This window comes from Pseudomonas sp. DY-1, assembly GCF_003626975.1.
Taxonomy (GTDB): domain Bacteria; phylum Pseudomonadota; class Gammaproteobacteria; order Pseudomonadales; family Pseudomonadaceae; genus Metapseudomonas.
The window spans coordinates 4,897,826-4,920,014 of the sequence record NZ_CP032616.1; the positions used below are offsets into that span (position 1 = coordinate 4,897,826).

The following is a 22,189-nucleotide window of genomic DNA, read 5'->3' on the forward strand; positions in this document are numbered from 1 at the left end:
GAAGCGACCCGTAGGTTGGTGCAGGGCGAAGCGAAGCCCAACATCTCCGCTGCGCGTCGTGAACAGGCTCACTGATGAATGAAAAAGCCCGGCTATGTGCCGGGCTTTTTCATGGACGCCAATCTGCGCACACCCGACAAAACCCCTGGCAAAATTCCCGATCCGGCGCTTTCATCCTTGCGAGCATTTCTCAACTTGTCGGGAGCTTTGCCAATGCCACGCGTCCTTCTGCTCGAATGCAGCCCCAATGACCAGGCCTCGCCCGGCGGCCAACTGGCCCGGGAAATGGCCCGGCGCATCCATCCAAAGGCCGAGGTGATCGTCCGTAACCTGGTGAGTGAACCGCTGCCGCCCCTTTGTGCGGGTTACGCCGAAGCGGTGGTGGGCAAGTCGGATTGCGCGGACGAGCACTTCGCCATTTCCGAGCAGTTGATCGGCGAGCTGGAGCGCAGCCATTACCTGCTGATCTCCACACCGATGCACAACTACATGGTGCCGGCGGCGCTGAAACTCTGGCTGGATTACGTCGTGCGCATCCGTCGCACCTTCGAGATCCATAACGGCCAGCGCGAGGGTTTGCTGGAGGACCGGCCAACTTTCGTGGTGTTGAGTTCCGGCGGGCACTACCTGGGCGCCAAGGCCAAGCAGATGGATTTCCTCTCGCCCTACCTGCGCCATGTGCTGGGCATCATCGGCCTGCACCATGTGGAGTACATCCACCTGCAGGGCCTGGCCGACGGCGACGAAGCGGTGGCCGCTGCCCTGCAGCAAGCGCGGGAGCGCCTTTCGTTCAATCCGGTCTTCGCCCCCGAACCCTTCCCGGATGTGGTGCTGTAGGGGCGGAGACGCCACTCACCTCCAGCGCACCCTGCGGGGAGCCAGGCGCCGCATCAGCCTCAGTTGCCGATCACGCCATAGCCGCGCGCCATCAGCACCGCGAACAGCGGCATCAGCAGCGCCAGCAACAGCTCCAGGCGGATAACCATGATCACCGCCTTGGCCTTGCCGGGGCTGACCTCAGGTACCTGGCCGGCTTTCAGTGCATTGCGCCAGTTGAGGAAAACGAAAGTGGGGAAGCCTGAAAGCAGGGCGATCAGTGCGAACAGGCCCATCTTCGCGTGAAACATCGAGTTGTTCAGGTAGTAGTCCACGCCCTTGTCGTACCAGAAAACCCGCGCCAGGCCGGTGACCAGCACTGCGCCGGCGGCCACGCCATAGGTCATGTCGACGCGCACCAGGCTGCGGGCGCGCTCCAGGTCGAGCGGCAACTTGAACAGACGGTGCTCCAGGGTGAGCAGGGCGAACAGCACGAAAATCGACAGGAAATGCAGGTAAGCGGCGACAGCTTGTCCCATGGTTACTCCTCAGGTCATCAGGTCAGTTGTGGTTATGGTCATCCTTGCCGGGCGAGGTACTCCACCCGGTTGCGGCCATTCTGCTTGGCCAGGTACAGCCCGCGGTCGGCCCGATCCAGCACGTTGGCCTGGGTGTCACCGGCCTGCACCAGGGTTGCGCCGAAGCTGGCGGTCTGCGCCAGGGCTAATCCTTCCAGGGCGATGGGGTCCTGCTCGATGGCGCGGCGGAGGCGCTCGGCCACCTGCATCAGTTCCGCCTCTTCGTGCACGGCCACCAGGGCGACGAACTCTTCGCCTCCCAGGCGTGCCAGTAGGTCCTGGGGGCGCAGCGCCGCGCTCATGCGTCGGGCGCTTTCCCATAGCACCTGGTCGCCAGCGGCGTGGCCATGCTGGTCATTTACCTTCTTGAAGTGGTCCAGGTCGCAGTAGATCACGCCCAGACGCAGATCGCTGCCCAGCAGTTTGGCCTGTTCCAGCGGGAAGAGCTGATTGAAGCCGCTGCGGTTCCACAGCTGGGTCAGCGGGTCCACCTGGGCCTTGCGCTGCTCACGGTTCACCGCTTCGCGCAGGTGAAGGGTCTGCTGGCTGAGCATGCGCATTTGCAGATAGCCCTGGGCGAGGGTGGCCAGGTCGTGCAGGCGGGTACGGTCGAAACGGCTGAACGGGCGGGGCGTCGGGTCCAGCAGGCAAAGCGTGCCGATGGGCTGGCCGTCGCTGGAGTAAATCGGCTGTCCGGCATAGAAACGCAGGTAAGGCGGGCCAAGCACCAGCGGATTGTCCGCAAAGCGGGGGTCGCGCCGGGCATCTTCCACCAGTAGCAGGTCGTCCTGGAGAATCGCGTGGCCGCAGAAGGAAATGTTCCGCGGCGTTTCGCTTGCGTCCAGACCAATGCGGGCCTTGAACCACTGGCGGTCGCGGTCGATCAGGCTGATCAGCACAGTGGCCACGTTGAACAGGTCGCGGGTCAGGCGTACCAAGGTGTCCAGGTAGTGTTCGGCGGGCGTGTCGAGCACTTCCAGGTTCTGCAGGGCCAGCAAACGGCGTTTTTCGTCGGGGTGGCATGGGGCGGCCAGCATGTCTTCTTCTCCTTATCCATGAGGGCGGGCGAACCAAGCGTCGTGCTTCTGCAGACGCCAGGCAGCGGCGCCGAGGCTGACCCCGCGTAACGCCATGAAGGCGAGGAAGGCCAGCCAGAGTCCGTGGTTGCCGAGAAACTGTAGCCCCCAACCCAACGGCAGGCTAAGGGTGACTGCCAGCAGCATGGCGTCGCGCATTTCGCGAGCTCGCGTGGCACCGATGAAAAGACCGTCCAGCAGGTAGCTCCAGACCGCGATCAGCGGCAACAGCGCCAGGTAGGGCAGGTAGGTGTGCGCGACTTCCCGTACTGCCGCGATATCGCTCTGCATGTCGATGAACAACCCGCCAGCGACGGCGAAGAACAGCACGAAGGCCAGGCTTGCCAGCAGCGACCAGCCGCCGGCCACCAGCAACGAACGGCGCAATGCCGGGCGATCACCGGCGCCGATGGCGTGGCCGCACAGGGCCTCGACCGCGTGAGCCAGGCCATCCAGGGCGTAAGCGGTGACCAGCAGGCCGTTGAGCAGCAGGGCGTTTGCCGCCACCGTGGCATCGCCCATCCGCGTGCCCTGCACGGTCAGCAGGAAGAACACCAGCTGCAGCGCCAGGGAGCGGATGAAAATGTCGCGGTTCACCGCCAGCAGTGGCCGCCAGTTGCGCCACAGCTTCAGCGCAGGCCAGCCGATGCGTCCGGGATAACGCAGCAGGGCGCCGCGAGTAAGCGCAAGCCCGATCAGCGCGCCGCTCCATTCGGCGATCACTGCCGCCCGTGCCGCGCCGGCTACACCCCAGTCCAGACCGAGGACGAACCACAGCGCCAGGGCGATGTTGGCGAGGTTGGTTCCCAGCAGGATGGCCAGCGGCGCGCGGGCGTTCTGGGTGCCGAGGAACCAGCCGACCAGGGCATAGTTGGCCAGCGCCGCCGGAAGACCGAGCAGGCGCAGGTGGAAGAACTCGCGGGTCAGCGTGTCCAGCTCGGTGGATGGGTTCATCAACTTCAGGGCCAGGTCGCTGAAGGGCACCGCCAGCAGGCCCAGCAGCAGCGCCAGCCCTAGCGCCAGGCCCAGCCCCTGCAGCAACACCTGGCGCAAGGTGCCACCGTCCGCACGGCCGGCGGCCTGGGCGGCGAACCCGGTGGTGCCCATGCGCAGGAAGCCCAGCACGCCGAGCAGCAGCATGTACAACGTGCTGCCCACTGCCACTGCGGCCAACTGGTGGGCGTGGGGCAGGTGGCCAACCACTGTGCTGTCCACCAGGGCGACCAGGGGCACAGAAATGTTCGAGAGGATCATCGGGGCAGCCAGTGCCCAGACTTTTCGATGGGTCGGGGTGTGCCGCCAGGCGTCGAGGAACAGGCTCATGCAGGGCTCCAGTCAGGCCGCGCAGTATAGCGGCGCGACGTTTCGTGAGGCGCATCGCTCCTGCCGTCATCCGGATGCCACCGGAGCGCCGGGCTGGTCTATAGTTCGCCGCCTATACGCACTCCCCATCGAGAGCCTGCCATGCCGAAGAAAGGACTACTTCTGGCCGTGGTGCTGAGCCTGCTCAGCGCCTGCGATTCCTCCACCCCCGAGCAAGCGGCGAGCAAGTCGCCACCTGCCGAAATCGAGCAGGCAGCGCGCCCGGCCGTCGACACCGCGGCCCTGGCCAAGCGCTACGCCGGCCGTGAGCTGAAAGTGATCGATGTGTCCGAAGTGCAGCTCGACGGCGCCAGTGCGCTGTCGGTGACCTTCTCTGTGCCGCTGGACCCGGAGCAGACGTTCGCCGAGCGCCTGCACCTGGTGGACAGCAAGGACGGCAAGGTGGACGGCGCCTGGGAGCTCTCCGACAACCTGATGGAGCTGCGCCTGCGTCACCTGGAGCCCAAGCGCAAGCTGGTGCTGACCATCGACCCCGGCCTGCGTGCGGTGAACGACGCGCGTCTCGCCGACGAACACATCACCCGCCTGGAAACCCGCGACCTGCAAGCGACCGTCGGCTTCGCCAGCCGTGGTTCGCTGCTGCCCACGCGCCTCGCCGAAGGCCTGCCGGTGATCGCGCTGAACGTCGACAAGGTGGATGTGGACTTCTTCCGCGTGAAGTCCGAATCCCTGCCGGGCTTCCTCGCCCGCTGGGGCAAGCGCGGCGCCCTGGACGTGTGGGAGGCTCGCGAGCTGCTGAAGATGGCCGACCTGGTCTACTCCGGTCGCTTCGATCTCAAGCCCGCGCGCAATACACGCGAGACCCTGCTGCTACCCATCGCCAACCTCGAGCCGATGAAGCAACCGGGTGTCTACCTGGCGGTGATGAAAGAGTCAGGCAGCTACGCCTATTCCAACCCGGCGACGCTTTTCACCCTGAGTGACATCGGCCTTTCCGCCCACCGCTACAGCGACCGCCTGGATGTTTTCACCCAGGCCCTGGAAGGTGGCGCCGCGCAAGCCGATATCGCCCTGGAGCTGCTGGACGGCGAGGGGCGCGTGCTGGCCGAAGGCAAGACCGACGGCAAGGGTCACGCCGAAATCCCCCTGGCGCCCAAGGCCGAGGTACTGATCGCCCGCAAGGACGAGCAGACCAGCTTGTTGCGCCTGTCCGCACCCGCGCTGGATCTGGCCGAGTTCGACATCGCCGGTCCGGCCAGCCACGCCCTGCAGTTCTTCGTCTTCGGCCCGCGCGACCTCTATCGTCCGGGTGAGACCGTGCTGCTCAATGCGCTGCTGCGCGATGCCGATGGCCGGGCGGTGAAGGACCAGCCCGTCACCGTCGAAGTACGCCGCCCCGATGAACAGGTCAGCCGCCGCTTCGTCTGGGAAGCCGGAGAGGGCGGTTTCTACCAGTACCAGTTGCCGCTCGCCGCCGAGGCGCCTACCGGTCGCTGGCAACTGTTGTTCGACCTGGGCGATGGCAAGCCGCAGCTCTACGAATTCCTCGTGGAAGACTTCCTGCCTGAGCGCATGGCGCTGGAACTCAAGGGCAGCGACCAGCCCTTCGCGCCCACTGATAATGCCCGCTTCCAGGTCAGTGGCCGCTACCTCTATGGCGCGCCGGCCTCGGGCAACCGCCTGACTGGCCAGCTCTATGTGCGACCGCTGCGCGAAGCGGTGAAGGCGCTGCCCGGCTACCAGTTCGGATCGGTGACCGAGGGCGAACTGGCGCAGGACATCGAGGTGGACGAAACCCAGCTCGATGCCGACGGCAAGACCGAACTGAGCATCGACACCCGCTGGGCCGAGGCCAAATCGCCCTTGCAACTGATCCTCCAGGCCAGCCTGCAGGAATCCGGCGGCCGCCCGATCACCCGTCGCCTGGTGCAGCCTGTGTGGCCGGCCGATCGCCTGCCGGGCGTGCGTGCATTGTTCGATGGTGAGGAGACCGATGCCGACAGCGTGGCCGAGTTCGAGCTACTGGTCGCCGACCCCGAAGGCAACAAACTGGCCGCCGACAACGTCAAGGTGCGCCTGGTGCGCGAGCGTCGCGACTACTACTGGAACTACTCCGAGAGCGACGGCTGGACCTACCACTACAACGAGAAGTACCTGAACCTCTCCGAAGAGCAGGTGCAGGTAGCGGCCGGCGGTACTGCGAAGGTCAGCTTCCCGGTGGAGTGGGGCCCCTATCGCGTGGAGGTGGAAGACCCGGCCACCGGTATCACCAGCAGCCTGCGCTTCTGGGCCGGCTACCGCTGGCAGGACAACGCCGAAGGCGGCGCGGTACGGCCCGACCAGGTGAAACTGGCGCTGGACAAGCCGGGCTATGCCGCTGGAGACACCGCCAAGGTCACTGTTACGCCGCCCAGCGCGGGTAGCGGTTACCTGTTGGTGGAATCCGCCGAGGGCCCGCTGTGGTGGCAACCCATCGACGTGCCCGCCGAAGGCAAGAGCTTCGACATTCCGGTCGCCAAGGAGTGGGCGCGCCACGACCTCTATGTCAGCGCCCTGGTGATCCGCCCCGGCGAGCGCAAGGCCAGTGTCACGCCCAAGCGCGCCGTGGGCCTGCTGCACCTGCCGCTGGAACGGGCACCGCGCAAGCTGGCGCTGACGCTCAGCGCGCCGGAGAAGATGCGGCCCAAGCAGCCACTGAAGATCCAGGTGCAGGCGAAGAACGCCGATGGCAGCGTGCCGAAGTCGGTGAACGTTCTGGTGGCCGCGGTGGACGTGGGCATCCTCAATATCACCAGCTATGCCACGCCCGATCCCTTCGCCAGCCTGTTCGGCCGCAAGGCCTACGGCGCCGACCAGCTCGACGTCTACGGCCAACTGATCGAAGCCGGACAGGGCCGCCTGGCGAGCATGGCCTTCGGTGGCGACGCGGCGCTGGCCGGTGGCGGTAAGCGCCCGCAGACCAGCGTCACCATAGTCGCCCTGCAGAGTGCGCCGGTCACCCTGGATGATCAGGGGCAGGGCGAAATCAGCGTCGACATTCCCGACTTCAATGGTGAGCTGCGCCTGATGGCCCAGGCCTGGACCGACGAGCGCTACGGCATGGCCGAGGCGAAGACGGTGGTGGCTGCGCCGCTGGTGGCGGAACTCGCTGCGCCGCGTTTCCTCGCCGGTGGCGACCAGACCACCCTGGCGCTGGACCTCACCAACCTCTCCGGCAAACCCCAGCGGCTGGACATCGAGCTGGAAAGTGCCGGCCAACTGGACCTCACCCAGAGCGGCGGTACCCAGGCCGTGCCGGTGCAGCTCGCCGACGGCCAGCGCACCACCCTGCGTATCCCCGTGCGTGCCGTAGGTGGCTATGGCCAGGGTCAGTTCAAGGTGACAGTGAATGGCCTGGAGCTTCCTGGCGAGAACCTGCCGCCGTTCAGCCGTGAATGGACGCTCGGCGTGCGACCGGCCTATCCGGCCCAGCTCAGGCAGTTCCGTGCGGTGCTCAAGGGCGATAGCTGGAGCCTGCCGGCTGGAACCCTGGATGCCTACGAGCCCGATGGCCGCGAGGCCCTGCTGCAGCTTTCCAGTCGCCCGCCGCTGAACCTCGGTGAACAGGTCCGCGCGCTCAAGGCCTATCCCTACGGTTGTGCCGAACAGACCACCAGCGGACTGTACCCGTCGCTGTACGCCGACGCCGCGTCCCTCAAGCGGCTCGGCCTGGAGGGCGAGCCGGACGACGCGCGCCGAAAATCCATCGACTTGGGAATCGAGCGCCTGCTGGGCATGCAGCGCTATAACGGCAGCTTCGGCCTGTGGAGCGCCGACAGCGAAGAGGAATACTGGCTGACCGCTTACGTCACGGACTTCCTCCTGCGCGCCCGCGACCAGGGCTTCGCCGTGCCACCGGAAGCCCTGAAAAAAGCCAGCGAACGCCTGCTGCGTTACCTGCAGGAGCGCAGCCTGATCGAGGTCAGCTACAGCCAGAATGCCGACCACACCCGGTTCGCCGTACAGGCTTATGCCGGCTATGTCCTGGCGCGCAGCCAGCAGGCGCCGCTGGGCGCACTGCGCAGCCTCTGGGAACGCCGTGCCGATGCCCGCTCCGGTCTGCCGCTGGTGCAACTGGCGGTAGCCTTCCAGCTGATGGGCGACGCACCACGCGCCGATCAGGCCCTTGAACTGGGACTGCGGATTCAGCGTGACAGCCACGACTGGCTGGCCGACTACGGCAGCCCTCTGCGCGACCAGGCGCTGATCCTGGCCCTGCTGGAAGAGCACGACCTCGCTGCAGGCGTACGCGAGCAACGCCTGTTCGACTTGGCCGACCTGGTAGCCGGCGAGCGCTGGCTGTCCACCCAGGAGCGCAACGCACTCTATCTGGCGGGACGTGGCCTGCTGGGCAAACCCGAACCGAACTGGAGCGCACAGCTCAGCGCGGGCGGTCAGCAGCGCGAGCTGAGCAACCAGATGCCGGGAATCAAGCTGGATGGCGCCCTGCTGGTCGAGCCGCTGAACATCGCTTCCACCGGTGCCGAACCGCTGTACCAGCAACTCACCCTCTCCGGGTATCCGCTGGCCGCTCCGGCCGCAGGCGGCGAAAACCTGTCGATCCGCCGTGAGTTCCTCGGCGCGAATGGCGAGCGCCTCGACCTCAACGCCCTGGACAGCGGTGAACTGGTGCTGGTGCACCTGACCATCGAAGCGAAAGAACGGGTGCCTGATGCCCTGGTAGTGGACCTGCTGCCCGCCGGCCTGGAGCTGGAAAACCAGAACCTCGCCCAGAGCGCCGCCAGCCTCGATGACGCCAGCGGTGCGGTGAAGGAGTGGCAGAAGTCCATGCAGAACGCCGCCATCAAGCACCAGGAGTTCCGTGACGACCGCTATGTAGCGGCCCTGGATGTCGGCGAATACGGCACCACCCACCTGCTGTACCTGGCCCGCGCGGTCACCCCGGGCAAGTACCGCGTTCCGCCGCCCACGGTGGAATCCATGTACCGCCCGAACTGGCAGGCCCTCGGGGATGCGCCGGAGCAACTGGTGGTAAGAGGCAAGTAAGGGCAGAGGGATACCCTGCCCAGACGTGATTCCCCCTTTCCCAGTCGGGGAGAGGGGGAAGACCCTCAGCTCGGAATGATGTGGTCGCCGCCCCCGAAGGTCGCCGTTACCTGTTGGACCCCGGTAATGGTGACCACCTCAACGAACGTCGCCCCTGCGCCATTGCCGTCGACATCCACCTGCACGGAGATGTCGCTGCCTACCTGCACCGCCTTGACGTAATTGGCGATCGCTTGCGGCAGCAAGCTGGTGCCGAGCAGTCCCGAGAAATCGAGCTTGTCTCCCTGGGCCGCGCTGTAGTCGGAGATGCGGTCCTCAGCCTCGCTGAGGCTATTGAACCTGAACAGGTCAGTACCGCCGCCGCCAATCAGCACGTCCGCGCCCAGGCCACCGTACAGCACATCATTGCCAGTTCCGCCATCGAGCGTGTCGTTGCCGGCACCGCCACGCAGTTCGTCGGCGCCGCCACTGCCGGTCAGGCTGTCATTGAATGCCGAACCGATCAGGCCTTCCATGTTCTTGTAGGTGTCGGACCCCAGGCCAACAGCGGACAAATCGACGACGGTGTTGCTGTTGCTCTGCACCAGCGTGAAGTTGAGGGCTGCGGTGGCGTCCGACAGATCGAGCAGGTCGCTGCCGGCACCGCCATCCAGGGCATCGTTTCCGCTGCCGCCCCTGAGAATGTCGTTGCCGCTGCTGCCGGTCAGGTTGTCGTTGTTGCGCGAACCGATCACGCCTTCCATGTTCTTGTAGGTGTCTGTGCCGATTCCGGCCAGGGCTCCCGTGTTCCAGAAACCGTTGGTGCCAGCAGCCGGATTGCTGCCCTGATTCAGGGTGAAGGTGACTGAGCCGGTGGCATCGGAGAAATCGAGCATATCGATGCCGTCACCGCCATCCAGCGTGTCGTTGTCTTCACCCCCGCGCAGGCGATCTTCGCCACTACCGCCGATGAGCGTGTCCGCACCATTCCCACCGACAAACAGATCACTCGCGGCCGCTCCGGTCAGGGCGTCCACGTTGCTGCCGCCGTCGAGAAACGCTGCCTGGTAACTGTTGCCGGAAAGGTTGACGCTCGAGCCGCCGTTGGTGGAGACGAGATTTACCGTTACCGATCCGGTGGCCGTTCCGCCGGCATTGTCCGAAAGGGTGTAGGTGAACGTACCAAAGGGGGCGGCCGGGTTATTGCCGCTGGCGAAGGTAATCAGGCTGTTGTTCGAGCCTTCGATGAACTTCACATCGGAAATCGCGCCTGTTCCCTGACCAAGACCGATGAGGGACAGGAACGACCCGTCGACATCAACGTCGTTGCCCAGCAAGGCGGCGACCGAGAAGACGATGCCAGTGCCATTGGCCGGATTGAAGGCAGCGGTGTTGTTGGATACGTAGAGCACATCGTTGGTCGCAACCGGCGCGGCGTTCACCTGCGTAGCTGTGACCGTGATCCCCAGGTTGTCGACGTCGCTGGCAGCGCCATCGCTGGTGGTCATGGTCAGCGTGTCTTCGCCGCTGAAGTTGGCAGCGGAGAGGTAGCTGATGTTCGCGGCCAGTGTCGCGTTGATCTGGGTGAGCGTTCCGTTGAGGGTAAGTGTCGAGGTATTGAGGCCGGTAATCGATGCGCCGCCCAAGAAGGACTGGGCGGACAGGCTGCCGTGGGCGACCTGGAAGGTCACAGTCAGGTTGCTTGAGGCGGCGTCCACATCAGCAATGCTCAGGCCGCTGATGCTCTTCGGAGTTCCTGCCGGGGTGGTCTGGGCACCGGGCAGGGTATTGACCGGGGCGTCGTTGACGGGGGTGATATCCAGCGTGGCGCTGCCGGCGGTGCTGAGTAGGCCGTCGGTCACCGAGTAGCTGAAGCTCACGGCAGTGTCGTCGTTCAGTGCTGGCGTATAGCTCCAGGTACCGTCGCCGTTATCAACCAGGCTGCCGCTCCCGGCGCTGATTTGCAGATTGGTGGCGGTCAGGGCAGGGCCGTCGACGTCCCCTGCGTTGAGCAGCAACTGGGCCTGGGTGATCAGGCGCGAACCACTGTCTTCGGCGATGGCTTCCAGGGTCACTTCGCTGGTGGTGGGCGCATCGTTGACGGGGGTGATATCCAGCGTGGCGCTGCCGGCGGTGCTGAGTAGGCCGTCCGTCACCGAGTAGCTGAAGCTCACTGCGGTGTCGTCGTTCAGTGCTGGCGTATGGCTCCAGGTACCGTCGCCGTTATCAACCAGGCTGCCGCTCCCGACACTGATTTGCAGATTGGTGGCGGTCAGGGCAGGGCCGTCGACGTCCGCTGCGTTGAGCAGCAATTGGGCCTGGGTGATCAGGCGCGAACCACTGTCTTCGGCGATGGCTTCCAGGGTCACTTCGCTGGTGGTGGGCGCATCGTTGACGGGGGTGATATCCAGCGTGGCGCTGCCGGCGGTGCTGAGTAGGCCGTCCGTCACCGAGTAGCTGAAGCTCACTGCGGTGTCGTCGTTCAGTGCTGGCGTATAGCTCCAGGTACCGTCGCCGTTATCGACGAGGCTGCCGCTACCGGAGCTGATTTGCAGATTGGTGGCGGTCAGGGCAGGGCCGTCGACGTCCGCTGCGTTGAGCAGCAATTGGGCCTGGGTGATCAGGCGCGAACCACTGTCTTCGGCGATGGCTTCCAGGGTCACTTCGCTGGTGGTGGGCGCATCGTTGACCGGGGTGATATCCAGCGTGGCGCTGCCGGCGGCGGTGAGGTCGCCGTCGCTGATCGTGTAGCTGAAGCTCACCTCGGTATCGTCGTTTTCATCCGGGGTGTAGCTCCAGGTGCCATCGCCATTGTTGGCAAGGGTGCCACCGCCGCTGCTGATCGTCAGGTCGCTGACGGTGAGTTCGTCGCCCTCGATGTCGGTGGCATTGGCGAGTAGTTCGGCCTGAGTGATGGTGCGCGCGCCACTGTCTTCGGCGATGGCCGTCAGGATCACCGGGGTAGTGGTGGGGGCGTCATTGACCGGGGTGATGTCGAGGCTGGCGCTGCCGGAAACACTGAGCGAACCGTCGCTGACGGTGTAGGTGAAAGACACTTGAGTGTCGTCGTTCAGCGCCGGGGTGTAAGTCCAGGTGCCGTCGCCATTGCTGACCAGGCTGCCATTGCCTGAACTGATCTGCAGGTTGCTGGCGGTGAGCCCATCACCGTCGATATCGGAGGCATTAGCCAGCAGTTCGGCCTGAGTGATGAGGCGTGCATCACTGTCCTCGGTGATGGCCGCAAGGGTTACCGGGCCGCTGACCGCCGGGGCGTCGTTGACGCCGGCGATTCGCACCGATGCTGTGGCCCAACTGAGGGTGCCGTTCCCCAGGCGGATGGCGTAGGTGAAGCTGTCGGTCAGGTACTCGCCGGCCGAAAGGCTCCGGTATTCCTCGCTCTGGAGGAGCGCGCTGGCGTCGTAGAGAACCTTGACCCTCCCATCCAGCGGGTCCTGGCCGATCCAGATGTGGGCGCCATAGGCGCTGAGGCAATCCTGGTCATGGGCCAGCAGGTCCGCTTGTATCTGCGTCCGGGTCTCCGTGCTGCCATCTGCCGTAACCCCATCGTCCAGGGAGTAGAGCGTCTTGGCCTTGCCGCCCAGGTCGTTCGCCATGACATCCAGACAGATGTAGTCGAGGCCGTCCCGCACCAGATTCTCGTAGAGGAAGCTGTCGCCGCTCGCTTGGGGGGTATTACTGAATGAGACGGTGGAGATGGCCATGCTGAATTCCTTGCGTTGAATTTATTGGTCTTGTGGGCTCTACCAGGGTGAGTCAGTGGTACCAGGCGGGGCCTGGGCCGCCTGCTCAACGGGCTCCAACCGCGGTGGCCGGGACGCGCGAAGCCCGAAGGCGGCGCGCAGGAATCTGCGAGCACCCATGTAATGGACTCCTGAAGTGAGCAAGGGACCGTGGGGATGAGAGGCACCGACTACAGCGACGGCCAAAGCACTGTAATGTCAGTTTGATATTCGTTTAGGAGGAGCCCGAGCCGCTGTAAAGGTGCGCCTTGGGGTGAAGAGTACTGGCGGTCAAAATCACGACGAACGGCAAGATAGAGTCGGAAATTTGACTGGCGATGTGATGACACTCAGCTCGCGGAACGGGGTGGCTTGTGGTGAAGGCCGGATGGGACGACCATCTGCTCCCTGCTGCGGACTTGCCCTGGAGACGACATGGCCCGGTACCTTCAGGTTGACCCGGAATCCGCCAGGATGGCGTGGATGAGGTCAGGCCGACTCCGGCAACTCTTGCGCCGGCCCTTGTTACTGATAGCGCTGCTGATGTTGGCGTTGCCCTGGTCCGCCGATCGCCTGTTCCCGTTGCCCCTGCCCGGGGACGACCTGGCGCGTGTGGTGCTGGCTGAGGACGGCACGCCGCTATGGCGCTTCGCCGATGCAGACGGTGTGTGGCGCTACCCGGTGGGCCAGGGGGAAGTTTCGCCCTACTATCTGGAGGCCCTGCTCACCTACGAGGACCGCTGGTTCTACCAGCACCCTGGGGTGAACCCGCTGGCCCTGGTCCGTGCCGCCTGGCTCAACCTCACCGGCGGGCGCGTGCTGTCGGGTGGCAGCACCCTGTCGATGCAGGTGGCGCGGCTGCTCGATCCGCACTCCCGGACCTTCGCCGGCAAACTGCGTCAGCTCTGGCGCACTGCGCAGCTGGAGTGGCATCTGTCCAAGGACGAAATCCTCGCGCTCTACCTCAACCGCGCCCCCTTCGGCGGAACCTTGCAAGGTGTGGCGGCGGCCAGTTGGGCCTACCTCGGCAAACCTCCGTCGCAGCTGACGCGGGCCGAGGCGGCGCTATTGGCTGTGCTGCCCCAGGCACCGAGCCGGCTGCGGCCCGACCGCCATCCCGAGCGCGCCCAGGCCGCGCGTGACAAGGTGCTGCGGCGCCTCGCGCTGTTCCAGGTGTGGCCGGAAGGTGCGGTGCAGGAAGCCATGGAAGAACCGGTGCTGCTGGCGCCACGGCAGGAGCCCAGTCTGGCGCCGTTGCTGGCAAGAAGGCTGAACACGGCCGGTAGTCCGCCCCTGATCCGCACCACGCTCGATGCCGCCCTGCAGCGACGGCTGGAAGACCTGTTGCTGGGTTGGCGAGCGCGACTTCCAGAGCGCACCTCGGCGGCCATCCTGGTGGTGGAGCACCAGAGCATGGCTGTGCGGGCCTACCTGGGCTCGGTCGATATCGCCGACGAGCGCCGCTACGGCCATGTGGACATGGTTCAGTCGGTGCGCTCCCCCGGATCCACCCTCAAACCGTTCCTCTATGGCATGGCCCTGGACGCCGGGCTGATTCATTCCGAATCCCTGCTGCAGGATGTGCCTCGACGCTACGGCGACTACCGCCCCGGCAATTTCGCTGCAGGCTTCATCGGCCCGGTGTCCGCCAGCGAAGCACTGGGCATGTCGCTCAATCTGCCTGCGGTGCAGTTGCTGGAAGCATTTGGCCCGAAGCGTTTTGCCGGTGAGTTGCGCAATGTCGGCGTGCCTCTGGCGCTACCGGCAGCCAGCGAGCCCAACCTCGCACTGATCCTCGGTGGTGCTGGCAGCAAGCTGGAGGAATTGGTCAGTGGTTACAGCGCCTTCGCCCGACAGGGCCGCGTCGCCCCCCTGCGGTTGCAACCCCAGGATGCGCTGCAGGAGCGGCGCCTGCTGTCTCCCGGTGCCGCCTGGATAATCCGCCGTATCCTGGCTGGCCAGGCGCGGCCGGACCGTGACCCACGTGCGCGGCTGACCCAGCGGCCGGTGCTGGCCTGGAAGACCGGCACCAGCTACGGCTTTCGAGATGCCTGGGCGATTGGCGTCGGCCCGCGCTACCTGATCGGCATCTGGATCGGCCGCCCCGACGGCACACCGGTTCCCGGCCAGTTCGGCCTGGCGTCAGCCGCACCGCTGCTATTGCAGGTGCACGACCTGCTGGTGAATCGCGACACCCAGCGCGGCATTGCCCAACCGGAGGACCCGCAGCCGTCTGAAGTCGGCGTGGCCGCCATTTGCTGGCCCCTGGGGCAGCCCATGGCCAAGGGGGATCTGAACTGCCGTCGCCAGCGCTTTGCCTGGACCCTGGAAGGTACCACCCCTCCAACGCTGCTGGCGGCCGATCAGCCGCTCGGCCTGGGGCTGCGCCAGCCCCTCTGGGTGGACGCCGCGGGTCGCCAGGTAGCCGCCGGTTGCAGCGGCGCCAAGGCCCGCGAGCTCGTGCTCTGGCCGGCGCCCCTGGAACCCTGGCTGCCGCGCCGTGAACGTCGGGCAGCGCGCCTGCCGATCATGGACCCGGCCTGCCCGCCAGAATTGCCGCCACCTGCCGCCCCGTTGTCCATCGTCGGGGTGCGTGATGGTGACCAGCTGCGCCGTCCATCGGGCAGTGCCGGACCCTTGCGCCTCACGCTCTCTACCCTCGGTGGCAGTGGCAGACGCTGGTGGTTCCTCGACGGCGCGCCGCTCACCGCCACGGCGGCGGAGGAGGGTTTCAACCAGGAGTTCCAGCGCAGCGGCCGGCACCAGCTGAGCGTGCTGGATGAAGCTGGACAAACCGCTCGTCTGGAGTTCGCCGTCACGGACTGACCAGTCGTTCAAGTTTTCGCTGGCGCGCCGATAAGTCTTGTTGGCAAAGAACGGGATTATTGTCGAACAATTTGTATACAATCTCCCGCCCTCGTCTCGCCCCAAACAAGACCTCCAAGGAGACAACTCCATGCGCCTCTGGCAACGCAGTATTCAGTGGCAGCTGATATTCAGCATGGGCGCGGCCCTGCTCGCCGGCATCCTCATCGTCATTGGCATCTATTCGGTGCTGATGAACCGCCTGACCGAACGTTACCTGCTGGATGAAGCCTTGCCCGCCCGCGTCCAGGCGATCGGCAACTCCCTGGAGCGCACCCTTGCGGCCCCGATTACCGCCAACGCCGGCATCGCGGAGAACGCGCTGGTGCAGGACTGGCTGGCCGAAGGCGAAGAGGCGGCCCGCGCCGAAGCATTCACCCGCTACCTGGAAGGTGTGCGCGCCCAACAGAACGCCACTACCACCTCCATCGCCGTGCTGGAAAGCGGCCACTACTACACGGGGCAGGGGCTGGCACGCACCATCGACCGCAGCCAGCCGGAGAACCAGTGGTTCTACAAGCTGGTGGACAGCGACCGGAACCGGGTGCTGGAAATCGACATCGACAAGGGCACCCGCCTGCCGACCCTGTTCATCAACCAGCGCATCAGCCGCAACGGCAAGACGCTCGGTGTTTCCGGCCTGGGCTACAGCCTGCAGTCCATGTCCGAGATGATCCGCGACTTCCGCTTCGGCGAGCGAGGGCGTGTCTTCCTGATGGACAGCGAAGGCAACATCAAGGTGCATCCTGACGCCGCCCTGAACGGCAGTGCCCGCCTGGCCGACGTCTTCGGTGCCGATTCGGCTGCCCAGCTGTTGGCCGCCGGGGGCAGGGCAATTCACTTCACCCGCGATGGCGAGGATTACCTGGCACTGGCCCGCCCCTTGGAAAGCCTTGGCTGGCAGTTGGTGAGCGAAGTGCCCGAAGCGGAAATCTACGCCGAGGCGCGCAAGGCCATGTGGACCAGCAGCTTCGCCGGCTTCGGTGTGCTTGCCCTCTGCCTGTTGCTGGTAGTGGTGCTGGCGCGCGGGTTGGTGCGACCTATTCGCCAGGTCACTGCGGCACTGGTTGAGATCGGCGGTGGCGGTGGCGATCTCACCCGTCGCCTGGACGAGTCCCGTGCCGATGAGCTGGGCGATCTCGCCCGTGGCTTCAACCGCTTCCTGGAAAGCCAGCGCAGCCTGATCGGCGAAGTGCTGGATACCAGCCAGCGCCTGCACAAGGTGGTCGGCCAGGTGGCGCAAGTGGTGGACAACACAGCCAGCCGCTCCAGCCAGCAACAGGAAATGACCGACATGGTGGCCACCGCGGTGCACGAGATGGGGCTCACCGTGCAGGAGATCGCCCGCAATGCCGGCACTGCCGCGCAAGCTTCGCAGCAGGCTCGCGACGAGTCGTTGCAGGCGCGCCAGGTAGTCGGCGAGTCGGTTGGGCATATCGAGAAGATGTCCAACGAGATCGGCGTCGCCGCTTCTGCGGTGAGCGAGCTCGCCAGCCAGGTCGCTTCCATCGACCAGGTGCTGGCAGTGATCCGTGGCATTTCCGAACAGACCAACCTGCTGGCGTTGAACGCCGCCATCGAGGCTGCGCGCGCCGGCGAGATGGGGCGAGGCTTCGCCGTGGTGGCGGATGAGGTGCGGACCCTGGCCAGCCGCACCCAGGCTTCCACCGATGAAATCCAGCAGATGATCCAGCGCCTCAAGCACGGCGCCGAAACCGCGGTGCACTCCATGCACGCCGGCCAGGCTGCCACCGGCACCGGTGTCGAAGCCAGCCAGCGCACCGGCACCTCCCTGGGCGCCATTACCGATCAGGTGGAACGCATCAGTGACATGAACCACCAGGTTGCGGCGGCCACCGAGGAGCAGTCGTCGGTGACCGAGGAGATCAACCGTAACGTGCAGGGCATCGCCGACCTGGCCCACGCTACGGCCAGCGAAGTGCGCGGTTGCCGGGAGGAATGCCAGACCCTCAGTCGCCTGGCTGGCGACCTGGCGCAACAGGTGGGCAAGTTCAGGTTGTGATGACGAGGCAGGACTGCGTCCTGCCCGGCGATTGAAATCGCCCTCACAAGGTGCCTCTGCTTAACGTGCAGGGTGCGCCATGCGCACCGAGTCCGAGCTCATCCTCGGTAATCAATCGGTGCGAACGGCGCACCCTAAAGGGAATAACGCTCCCACAAGGTCAACTTTCGGCCCAGACCGTGTAAAAACGTGGCTCGTGCCCTTGCTATGCTGCCGGCGGGTTTCGTAGCGGGGGCAGTCCATGAAGCGTTTCATCCCGGGCGAGTGTCGAGGCCAAAGCACGCTGTTGCCCGAGAGCCTGAATGATTACGTGGCGTACACCAACCCGGTGCGGGTCGGCGATGTGTTCGACGATGAACTCGACCTTGGCCGACTGGGTTTCGAAGGTATCGTCCCCGCGGAAACCGGTCGGCCTGCTTACCATCCTGCTGTTCTGTTGAAGATCTACATCTCGGCTACCTTAATCGCATCCAGTCCAGTCGCCGCCCCGAACGCGAGGCACAGCGCAACGTTGAGCTGATGTGGCTGACCGGACGCCTGATGCCGGACTTCAAGACTATCGCCAACTTCCGAAAGGCCAAGACCTCGGCCGCGGCCGCAGCGGGTCGCTTTGGCAGCGATGAAGGCCTGAAACCCCATTGGCGGCCAGCTGAACGCGTCGCACAGCATCGCGGAAGCCGCACGTGCCCGAATCAGTGAATGACCCGGATCGACACGCCAGGCGCCCAAAGGGCCTCTGGGCGCTGCTAAAACCATCCAGCATCCAGCTATCCATCACCCGCTGTGTTTTTACACGGCCTGGGCCATCTCCAACCTGTCCCGCCCCAGCGCCTTCGCGCGGTAAAGCGCATCGTCAACACGCTTGAAGAAGGCTTCGGCGCTGCCAGCGTCGCGCTCGTCGAGGCAACCGAGACCCAGACTCGTGGTTACCGGCAAATGCTGGTCGCCAAGCTGGAAGCCCCGATTGGCCAGGTCCTCGCGGAACTGTTCGGCCAGGTGGCGGGCCTGTTCCATGCTGGTATCGGGCATCAATACGCCGAACTCCTCGCCCCCCAGGCGCAGCAGTGCGTCGCTGTCGCGGCGGAAGAATTCGCGCATGCGCTCGCCGAACGCCTGCAGACAGGCATCGCCCATGCTATGGCCGTGCTCGTCGTTGATCCGCTTGAAGAAGTCGATGTCCATCAGCAGCAACGACAGCTCGCTCCCGTGGCGCTGGGCGGCGGCGCACATGGCCGGGAACAGGTTGTTGAACTGGTAGCGGTTGCCCAGTTGGGTCAGGCCATCGGTGCGGCTCAGGGTGTCCAGGCGCTGGCGCTGCTCCAGCAACTGCAGCTCCAGGGCGAGCATGGTGCCGTACTCGCGGTGGCTGCGATTCAGCGCCAGCAGCAGGTAGCTGAGGTAGAAGGTGAGGGTGACCAGCTCGGCACGCGAACCGTCCGCGGAAACACCCAGAACGACCAGGCCCGGCAGGTACAACAGCAGGATGGCGATGATTGCGCGACTTCGGCGCATGGCAAAGTTGAAGGCCATCGCGGTACTGAAGGCGATGGTCGCCAGGGTGCCGATAAGGCTGGAAGAGTGGAAGTCGGGCGCCAGCAGTACCCAGGCGTGGGCCAGGCCCCAGCCGATGGACGACACTAGGATCACGCCCCAATGCCGGTCCAGCCAGTGCTGCAGTTCGGCTTCGCTTCCTTCTGCCGGTGGATGGTGCAGCAGGCGCGCTGCCAGCATCAGGGCGAAGAATCCGCTACCGAGCAGCCCCACGGCCAGGTGTCCCATGGGGGCTGCGCTGAACAGCCAGCAGAGCAGCCAGGCCAGGAGGTAATAGACGCCGCCGAGTCTTGTGCGTGTGCGGGTGTCCTGCACTTCGCGCCAGAGGCTGAACCGCTCTGGGGAATGGGGTAAATCGGCATCGGTCATCTTTTTGTGATCACAGATACAGCAGAGGTCGGCTGAGCTTAGCCGTTCTCTCTCAGCATTGACATCAGATTGATATCGCTGCCGTTTATCCCCGACGAATGAGCCAGACGCCTCCGACGATCAGCGCCAGGCCGGCCAGTTTGCCGATGCTGATGGGGGCCTCGCGGAAGCCGGCCCAGCCGAAGTGATCCAGCGTCAGCGCCATGCTCAGTTGGCCAGCCAGCACCAGCGTCATGAACAGCAGCGCGCCAATTCGCGGACCTGCGAATGCAGCGGTGGCGATGAATACGGCGCCCAGCAGGCCACCGCTCCACTGCCACCAGCTCACCCCCTTGAGCGCATCGAGGGTCGGCAGCTCGCGCTGTATCAGCACTACGGTGAGCAAGGCCAGGGTGCCGACCACGAAGGACACCAGGGCAGCGCTCATGACGCTGGAAATCTGCTTGGCCAGTTGGCCATTGATGCCGGCCTGCAGGGGCAGGAAGGCACCGGCGACGAAGGGCAGGGCGAGCAGCCACCAGGCCTTGGGCATGGCGATCTCCGGGGGAATTCGAGGGGGGCATAGTATGCCCGACGTCGTTCACGGATAGCGCTTTGATCGCCGGACGAGGGGCTGTCTTTTCGCTGCAGCCCACGCCGCTCGTGGGCTGCAGGGCGCCTTATACAAACTGTTAATACCAAGTCGAAGATTGTCGATGGCTGCTTCGTGAACTGTCATGGCTCCAGGAGTACGGGGCTGAGGGGCCCCTGCGAATAGGCATGACGAGGTAGGGAAGCAAATGGACAACAAGACGAGTTGGATCAATCTGGGCACTGCCCTGACCCTGGCAATGGTGTTTTCCCTTACCGGGTGCAGCAGCGGCGGCGGTGGCTCGAAGAGCTTCGTGGACAGCGCGAGCAGCGATACGCCAGCGGATGCTTCGACTGGCACTGATAGCGGAACGGGTGTCGATGGCGGCGCTGGCGGTGGAGTGGTGGATGGTGGCGTCGGAGGAGGGAGTGGCGGCGGCGTGGTGGGTGGCGGAACCGGTGGCGGTACGGGCGGTGGCGTGGTGGATGGCGGCACAGGCGGCGGCACCGGTGGTGGAACTGGAGGCGGAACCGGTGGTGGTACTGGAGGCGGTACCGGTGGCGGCACGGGCGGTGGCGTGGTGGATGGCGGCACAGGCGGCGGTACCGGTGGTGGAACTGGAGGCGGAACCGGTGGCGGTACGGGCGGTGGCGTGGTGGATGGCGGCACAGGCGGCACCGGTGGTGGTACTGGAGGCGGTACCGGTGGCGGCACGGGCGGTGGCGTGGTGGATGGCGGTACCGGCGGAGGCTCAGGTGGCGGAACTGGAGGCGGCTCGGGTGGCGGTAGTGGCGGCGGAACCACTGTTCCCAGCCTGGTGACTGCCGAAGTGCTGCAGGACGCCGGGGGCATCGTCTCGGGTGCTGGCAACGCGGCCGAGCAACTGGGCCAGGTAGTCGGCAACATCCCGCTCGCCGGTAACGAGGACCTCACGGGGGGCGCGGGTGATCTGTTGTCTTCCGTTGGCCAGGCCACTGATAGCCTGGGCGATGGCATCAAGAATGGCGTTGGTCAGTTGGGTTCTGACGGCAATGCGCTGGGCACCACCGTTGCTTCGGTGGGTGAAGCGGTGAACGATCTGGGCGAAGGCGTTTCGGCTCTGGGCGATGGTGTGAAGGCCTTCTCCGACTCATCCGCCGTGCAGCATCTGCCGGTACTAGGCGACGCCGTCGGTGGCGTGACCGACAGGGTGGGCACGTTGGTGGATGGCGTTGGCGAAAAGGTCTCCATGCTCGGCAACACACTGGACACCGCCGCGACTTCCGGCCCGCTGGGTGAGGTCACCGGTGCCGTCGGCGCCAGGCTGGTGCCCGTGGTCAGCCTGGCGGAAGGCGTCACCGGCAAACTCGGTACCGCGACCGGGCTTAACGAGCCGGTGGGCGGCCTGCTGGACAAGGTCGGGGACACCCTCGGCACGGTAGGTGACACAGTTGCCGATGGCGTCGATAACCCCGTGGGGCAAGCTGTCGGCGACACCCTGGGTAAGACCGGCGATGCCCTGTCCACCAGTGGCGGCTTGCTCGACCAGCAGGAAGGCAGCAACACGCCGCAGGCGAGCCTGGATGCCGTGGTCAGTAATGTGACTGATGCCACCAGCCAGCTCGGCCAGCAGACCGGCATCGCCACCCCCGTGGACAACCTGCTGGAAACCGCTGGTGGCGTGATAGCCGGGGCTGGTGGCGGCCTGGACGCCGGCAGCAACAACGGCCTGGTCAGCGCAGCGGGCGGCGCCGTGTTGGAAACCGGGCAGACGGTGGCATCCCTCGGCACCCTCGTGGGCGGTGACGGCATCACCAATAGCCCTGTCGGCGTACCGGTGGCTGCGGTCACCAGCAATGTCGGCGCCGCACTGACTCCAGTGGTTCAGGGCGTTGATGGCGCTACGCAGCAACTGGGTGCGAGCACCGGACTGGGCGACCCTGCCGGCAATCTGGTGCAGCAGGTAGGGGGCGCCGTAGCCGGCCTTGGCCAGCAAGTCGACACCTCCAGCAGCAACCCGGTAGTCGGTCAGGTTGGGCAAACGGTCGATGGTGCCGGCCAGGTCGTCGAACAGGTCGGTGACCTGCTCCAGGGTGGTAGCAGCGCGCCGGGCGGCGCACTCGGCGGCCTTGGCGCCACGCTGCAAGGCAGCGTCACCGGTAGCGTGAGCGGCAGTCTCGGCACCGGCCTGCTGGGTGGCCAGCGGAACTGACCCGCCTCCGTCGGGCTCCCGAGCGGAGCCCGGCGCTCTCCTGCCCTATCCGGCGACGCGC

General features: G+C 65.6%; 11 protein-coding genes and 2 pseudogenes. 7 read left to right on the top strand and 6 right to left on the bottom strand.

Features of this window, described 5'->3' with window-relative positions; translation table 11 throughout:
• Positions 1-213: 213 nt before the first annotated feature.
• Positions 214-837, top strand: a complete 624-nt coding sequence (locus tag D6Z43_RS22990; RefSeq protein WP_120654326.1) for an FMN-dependent NADH-azoreductase — start codon at positions 214-216, stop codon at positions 835-837.
• Positions 838-896: 59 nt separating this feature from the next.
• On the opposite strand, the gene D6Z43_RS22995 is transcribed toward D6Z43_RS22990, so the two are convergent.
• From D6Z43_RS22995 to D6Z43_RS23005, 3 genes are read right to left on the bottom strand one after another with little or no spacing between them, the layout of a single operon-like run.
• Entirely contained in the window at positions 897-1,355 is a 459-nt protein-coding gene (locus D6Z43_RS22995) for a DUF2214 family protein (protein ID WP_120654327.1), read from the bottom strand.
• A 38-nt stretch (positions 1,356-1,393) separates the two neighbouring features.
• Positions 1,394-2,431 carry a sensor domain-containing diguanylate cyclase gene (locus D6Z43_RS23000; protein ID WP_120654328.1) on the bottom strand — a complete coding sequence of 346 codons (1,038 nt, stop codon included), beginning with the start codon at positions 2,429-2,431 and terminating at the stop codon, positions 1,394-1,396.
• A 12-nt stretch (positions 2,432-2,443) separates the two neighbouring features.
• On the bottom strand, positions 2,444-3,793 hold the full coding sequence (locus D6Z43_RS23005; RefSeq protein WP_120654329.1) for an MATE family efflux transporter: 1,350 nt from the start codon (positions 3,791-3,793) through the stop codon (positions 2,444-2,446).
• Between the two features lie 141 nt (positions 3,794-3,934).
• Between D6Z43_RS23005 and D6Z43_RS23010 the strand changes: the two genes are divergently transcribed.
• Entirely contained in the window at positions 3,935-8,839 is a 4,905-nt protein-coding gene (locus D6Z43_RS23010) for an alpha-2-macroglobulin (protein ID WP_120654330.1), read from the top strand.
• A gap of 65 nt (positions 8,840-8,904) precedes the next feature.
• Here D6Z43_RS23010 and D6Z43_RS23015 read toward each other — a convergent pair whose 3' ends face one another.
• Positions 8,905-12,540 (bottom strand): cadherin-like domain-containing protein, encoded by a 3,636-nt coding sequence (locus tag D6Z43_RS23015; protein ID WP_120654331.1) that lies wholly within the window; start codon positions 12,538-12,540, stop codon positions 8,905-8,907.
• 501 nt (positions 12,541-13,041) lie between these two features.
• Between D6Z43_RS23015 and pbpC the strand changes: the two genes are divergently transcribed.
• From pbpC to D6Z43_RS23030, 4 genes and pseudogenes are all read left to right on the top strand, one after another.
• Positions 13,042-15,384, top strand: a complete 2,343-nt coding sequence (gene pbpC / locus D6Z43_RS23020; RefSeq protein ID WP_120654332.1) for a peptidoglycan glycosyltransferase PbpC — start codon at positions 13,042-13,044, stop codon at positions 15,382-15,384.
• A gap of 232 nt (positions 15,385-15,616) precedes the next feature.
• Positions 15,617-16,582 (top strand): annotated as a pseudogene (locus D6Z43_RS28815) (cache domain-containing protein); the annotation flags it as partial.
• A gap of 135 nt (positions 16,583-16,717) precedes the next feature.
• On the top strand, positions 16,718-17,446 hold the full coding sequence (locus tag D6Z43_RS28820; RefSeq protein WP_371924428.1) for a methyl-accepting chemotaxis protein: 729 nt from the start codon (positions 16,718-16,720) through the stop codon (positions 17,444-17,446).
• Positions 17,447-17,687: 241 nt separating this feature from the next.
• Positions 17,688-18,022, top strand: a pseudogene (locus tag D6Z43_RS23030) (transposase); the annotation flags it as partial.
• A gap of 213 nt (positions 18,023-18,235) precedes the next feature.
• Here the strand turns inward: D6Z43_RS23030 and D6Z43_RS23035 are convergent.
• The gene (locus D6Z43_RS23035) at positions 18,236-19,366 is read right to left on the bottom strand and encodes a GGDEF domain-containing protein (RefSeq protein ID WP_120654334.1); all 1,131 of its coding nucleotides are present in this window, start codon (positions 19,364-19,366) and stop codon (positions 18,236-18,238) included.
• A gap of 85 nt (positions 19,367-19,451) precedes the next feature.
• Complete coding sequence (locus tag D6Z43_RS23040; protein WP_120654335.1) at positions 19,452-19,898, bottom strand: DMT family transporter; 447 nt, start codon at positions 19,896-19,898, stop codon at positions 19,452-19,454.
• A gap of 247 nt (positions 19,899-20,145) precedes the next feature.
• Between D6Z43_RS23040 and D6Z43_RS23045 the strand changes: the two genes are divergently transcribed.
• The gene (locus D6Z43_RS23045; RefSeq protein ID WP_120654336.1) at positions 20,146-22,128 is read left to right on the top strand and encodes a collagen-like triple helix repeat-containing protein; all 1,983 of its coding nucleotides are present in this window, start codon (positions 20,146-20,148) and stop codon (positions 22,126-22,128) included.
• The last annotated feature ends 61 nt before the right edge of the window (positions 22,129-22,189 follow it).

What these genes read in the sequence shown, in the direction of transcription:
- pbpC (WP_120654332.1), top strand. Translation starts at nt 13,042, where the DNA reads ATGAGGTCAGGCCGACTCCGGCAACTCTTGCGCCGGCCCTTGTTACTG.
- D6Z43_RS23035 (WP_120654334.1), bottom strand. Translation starts at nt 19,366, where the DNA reads ATGACCGATGCCGATTTACCCCATTCCCCAGAGCGGTTCAGCCTCTGG.
- D6Z43_RS23005 (WP_120654329.1), bottom strand. Translation starts at nt 3,793, where the DNA reads ATGAGCCTGTTCCTCGACGCCTGGCGGCACACCCCGACCCATCGAAAA.
- D6Z43_RS28820 (WP_371924428.1), top strand. Translation starts at nt 16,718, where the DNA reads ATGGTGGCCACCGCGGTGCACGAGATGGGGCTCACCGTGCAGGAGATC.
- D6Z43_RS23010 (WP_120654330.1), top strand. Translation starts at nt 3,935, where the DNA reads ATGCCGAAGAAAGGACTACTTCTGGCCGTGGTGCTGAGCCTGCTCAGC.
- D6Z43_RS23015 (WP_120654331.1), bottom strand. Translation starts at nt 12,540, where the DNA reads ATGGCCATCTCCACCGTCTCATTCAGTAATACCCCCCAAGCGAGCGGC.
- D6Z43_RS22990 (WP_120654326.1), top strand. Translation starts at nt 214, where the DNA reads ATGCCACGCGTCCTTCTGCTCGAATGCAGCCCCAATGACCAGGCCTCG.
- D6Z43_RS23045 (WP_120654336.1), top strand. Translation starts at nt 20,146, where the DNA reads ATGGACAACAAGACGAGTTGGATCAATCTGGGCACTGCCCTGACCCTG.
- D6Z43_RS23040 (WP_120654335.1), bottom strand. Translation starts at nt 19,898, where the DNA reads ATGCCCAAGGCCTGGTGGCTGCTCGCCCTGCCCTTCGTCGCCGGTGCC.
- D6Z43_RS23000 (WP_120654328.1), bottom strand. Translation starts at nt 2,431, where the DNA reads ATGCTGGCCGCCCCATGCCACCCCGACGAAAAACGCCGTTTGCTGGCC.
- D6Z43_RS22995 (WP_120654327.1), bottom strand. Translation starts at nt 1,355, where the DNA reads ATGGGACAAGCTGTCGCCGCTTACCTGCATTTCCTGTCGATTTTCGTG.